This window comes from Frankia sp. CcCS3 (genome assembly GCF_977927575.1).
This window is the reverse complement of the sequence record NZ_CDWRCL010000294.1, coordinates 1-4,071: the sequence shown is the minus strand read 5'-3', so window position 1 is coordinate 4,071 and position 4,071 is coordinate 1. Positions and strand designations below refer to the sequence as shown.

The 4,071-nt window shown below is 74.9% G+C and carries 1 protein-coding gene and 1 pseudogene; both read left to right on the top strand.

Going from position 1 to position 4,071, the window contains the following annotated elements:
- Nucleotides 1-178: 178 nt before the first annotated feature.
- On the top strand, nucleotides 179-1,786 hold the full coding sequence (locus AC08OQ_RS18120; protein WP_476602201.1) for an SDR family NAD(P)-dependent oxidoreductase: 1,608 nt from the start codon (nucleotides 179-181) through the stop codon (nucleotides 1,784-1,786).
- Nucleotides 1,779-3,998, top strand: a pseudogene (locus tag AC08OQ_RS18115) (beta-ketoacyl [acyl carrier protein] synthase domain-containing protein); the annotation flags it as partial. The gene AC08OQ_RS18120 and the pseudogene AC08OQ_RS18115, both read left to right, overlap by 8 nt.
- Nucleotides 3,999-4,071 lie beyond the last annotated feature (73 nt).

Below are 4,071 nucleotides of genomic sequence, written 5' to 3'. Positions count from 1 at the left end.
CTGTCCGCGGCATCGTCGACTGGATCGTCGCGTCGGTGGATCCGGATGCCGTCGGCGCGACCGAACCGGCTGAGCCCGCCGGGTCCGGTCGGTCCGCCGGAGTCGCGAAGTCCGGGGAGCCGGCTCGACAGCCGCGATCCCGCTACGGCGGTTCGTCGTCGAACCGGAGATCGTCCCCGTGCCCTCGGCCCCGGAGCCGGTCGGGCGGGCCGGGTCGCTGGCCGGGGCCCGCTTCCTTCTCGTCGAGGGCGGTCTCGGGGTCGGACTCGAGCTCGCCACGTTGCTGGAGCAGGCGGGTGCCGAGGCCCGCATCCTCGCCGCCGACGACCGGGGCCTGGTCGGCCAGATTCGAGCCGGCGCCGGCGCGGACGGCCTGGTGTGGATCGCCTCGATCGATCCCGGCGCCGGCGACCACGCCGTTCTTCCCGCCGCGTTCGCGGCACTGCGGGCCGCGGCTCTCGGCGGCAGCCGGCGGATGCTCGTCGCGACCGGGCACGGCGGGCGCTTCGGTCGCCCGTCGCCTCACGGCACCGGGGCGCTCGCCCCGGGCGACGCCGGGGACGAGGGGATCCAGCTGACCCCGGGGATGGGCCTCGCCGGCCCGGTGCGCACGATCGCCTGGGAGGTTCCCAACATCGCGGTCCGCCTCGTCGACGTCGAACCGAAGGACGAACCGCGTCGGATCGCCGAGAGCCTGCTCGTCGAGCTGCTCACCCCCGGCGGGCCGTCCGTGGTGGGCTACCGTGACGGGGTCCGCGCGACCCCGCGGATCCGGCCGGTGGAGCTGGGCGTCGCGGGCGAAGTCGGCGAAGTCGGCGACGTGGGTGCGGCGGGCTACGCAGGCGAACTGCCCGCCGGGCTCGGCCCCTCCTCGGTGGTGCTGCTCACCGGTGGCGCGCAGGGTATCACGGCGGCCGTCGCCGTGGAGCTCGCCCGGCGCAGCGGCTGCGCCATCGAGTTGATCGGGCGCACCCCACCGCCCACCGGACCGGAGGATCCGGTGATGGCGGATGCGCTCGACGCCCCGGCGCTGCGCCGCGCGCTCGTCGCCACCGGCGTCCGCCGGCCGGCCGAGATCGAGTCCCAGGTCGCCCGGTTGCTCGCCGAGCGGGAGGTGCGCACCACGCTGGAGGTTCTTGGCCGGCTGGCCTCGTCGGTGCGTTACCACGCGGTGGACGTGCGTGACGGTGCCGCTGTTGCCTTGGTCGTGGCCGACGTCTACGCCCGCCACGGTCGCCTCGACGGCGTGGTGCACGGCGCGGGCATCCTGGCGGACCGGCTCCTGCGGGATAAGACGCCCGAGTCGTTCGACCAGGTGTACCGAACGAAGATCGAGGGTGCCCGGGCGCTGCTGGCGGCGCTGCGGGACGACGTCGGCTTCGTCGCCCTGTTCGGGAGTGTCGCGGGCGTCTTCGGCAACCGCGGCCAGGTCGACTACGCCGCCGCGAACGACGCCCTGGACACGCTCGCCGGTGCCTGTGCGGGCCGCTTCGCCGGCCGGGTGGTCAGTGTCGACTGGGGTCCCTGGGGATCGGCGCGGGACTTCGTGGCACGGGCCGGCGGACCGGCCCCCGCGGTGGCCGGGGGCGCGGTGGCCGGTGCGGCCGGTGTGGCCGGTGGTGGGATGGTCTCCCCGGAGCTTGCCCGGGAGTACGCGCGCCGTGGCATCGGCCTGATCGATCCCGCCGACGGGGTGGCCGCCCTGCTGCGGGAGCTGGCCGCTCCGGCGGGCACGCCCGCGCAGGTCGTCTACATGTGCGCCTCGGTGGAGTCGTTCGATGCCTGAGCCCGGTGCCGGGCCGGGGGGGCGGTCGGCGTCGGGATCCCGGCCTGCGCCCGGGGGCGGCGCCCCACCCATCGCCCTGGTCGGGATGGCGGCGCTGTTCCCCGGCGCCGGCGACCTCGGCACCTTCTGGGGCAACATCGTCGGGGGCGTCGACGCGATCCGGGAGGTGTCGCCGGAGCGTTTCGACGTCGACGACTACTTCCGCCCCGACCTGTTCCGCCCCGACCCGCCCCGCGGTGACCGTCCCGGCGCCGGACCGGGCGGTGCGGGTGGACCGGGCGGTGCGGGCGGTGCGGGCGACGCCTTTTACTGCCGGCGTGGCGGTTTCGTCGAGGAGTTCGCGTCGTTCGACCCGGCCGCGTTCGGCATCATGCCGCTCGCCGTCGACTGGACCGAACCCGACCAGTTGCTGTCCCTGCGGCTCGCCGCCGCGGCGATCACGGACGCCGGCGGTCCCGAGCGGCTGGGGGACGCCGAGCGTGTCGGGGTGGTGCTCGGCCGCGGCGGCTACGTCGGTCCCGGGGTCGCCAAGCTCGAACAGCGGGTGCGCACCTCCCGCCAGATTGTCACGACGCTGCGCGAGATCCTGCCCGACCTGCCGGCCGAGGCCGTCGAACGGGTCCGGGAGGCGTTCGTCGCCCAGCTCGGACCGCAGCGCCCCGAGGCGTCCATCGGGCTGGTGCCGAACCTCGCCGCCTCCCGCATCGCCAACCGGCTCGACCTGCGCGGGCCCGCCTACACCGTGGACGGGGCCTGCGCGTCATCGCTCATCGCCGTCGACATGGCGATGCGCGACCTCGGGTCCGGCCGGACCGACGCGATGATTGTAGGTGGCGCCCACATCGTGCACGAGGCGTCGTTCTGGAGCGTCTTCACCCTGCTGCGGGCGTTGTCCCCGAGTGAGATCATCCGTCCCTTCGACCGGCGGGCCGACGGCATCCTCATCGGCGAGGGCGTCGGTATGGTCGTCCTCAAGCGGCTCGCCGACGCCGAGCGCGACGGCGACCGGATCTACGCGGTGCTGCGGGGATCGAGCACGTCCAGTGACGGCCGGTCCGCCTCGCTGATGGCCCCGGTGGTCGAAGGCCAGACGCTCGCCGTCCGCCGGGCCTGGGCGGATGCCGGGCTCGACCCGACGGCGCCGGGTGCGATCGGCCTCGTCGAGGTGCACGGCACGGCCACCCCCACTGGCGACGCTGTGGAGCTCGCCACCCTCGGCCGGATCTTCGGCACCGCGCCGGCCGGGCCGGCCGGGCCGGGGCGGGCGGACATCGGGATCGGTTCCGTCCAGTCCATGATCGGTCACGCGATGCCGGCCGCGGGCGCGGCCGCTCTGATCAAGACCGCGCTGGCGCTGCACCACCGGGTCCTGCCGCCCACGCTGCACTGCGACGAGCCGCATCCGGCGTTCGCGGGCAGCCGGTTCGCGCCGGTGCGCGCCGCCGTCGAGTGGGACACCCTGGCCGGCGGCGGTCCCCGCCGAGCGGGGGTCAACGCCTTCGGGTTCGGCGGCATCAACGCCCATCTGGTGCTGGAGGAGGCGCCGGCACCTGCGGCGGTGACGGCGGCCCGTACGTTCGCCGCCCCGGCGGTGACCACGGTGGACCGGGCGGCCGACCCGGACGTCGATCCGGACGCCGAACCGGTGCTGCTGTTCGCCGGGGCCGACGCGGCTGACCTGCTGGCCCAGCTCGACGTCCCGGACGCGGAACTGCTCGCCCGCGACGACGCCGCGGCCCCGCCGACCGGTGGGCCGTGGCGGCTGGCCCTGGTCGCGCCGACCGCCCGTCGGCTGGCGCTCGCCCGCACCGTCGTCGAGCGCGGCACCCCCTGGCGGGGACGCAACGACCTGTGGTTCACCCCGGCGGGGATGTTCGTCCCCGCGCGGCCGGGTGGGGACTCCCCGGCGCAGACCGCCTTCCTGTTCTGCGGCCTGGAGGACAAGTTCACCCCGCGGATCGACGACGTCTGCGAACATTTCGGGCTGACGAAGCCGGCCCTCGACGACACCGGGATGCTCGGCCGGCATGGCGTCGCGAGCGTTGAGGTCGGCCGGATCCTCGATGTGGCGCTGCGGCGGCTCGGGATCACCCCGGACCTCGTCGGCGGCCACAGCATCGGCGAGTGGAACGCGATGATCTCCTGTGGGCTGATCACCGACGAGTACACCGACGACTTCCTCGCCGGCTTCGACCCGACCGTCCTAGATCTGTCTTCCGCACATGGGGTTTCGATGCGTTGACCGGCCTGGTTTCCGATCAAGGTGGCCGGGTCGGTTCGACGCC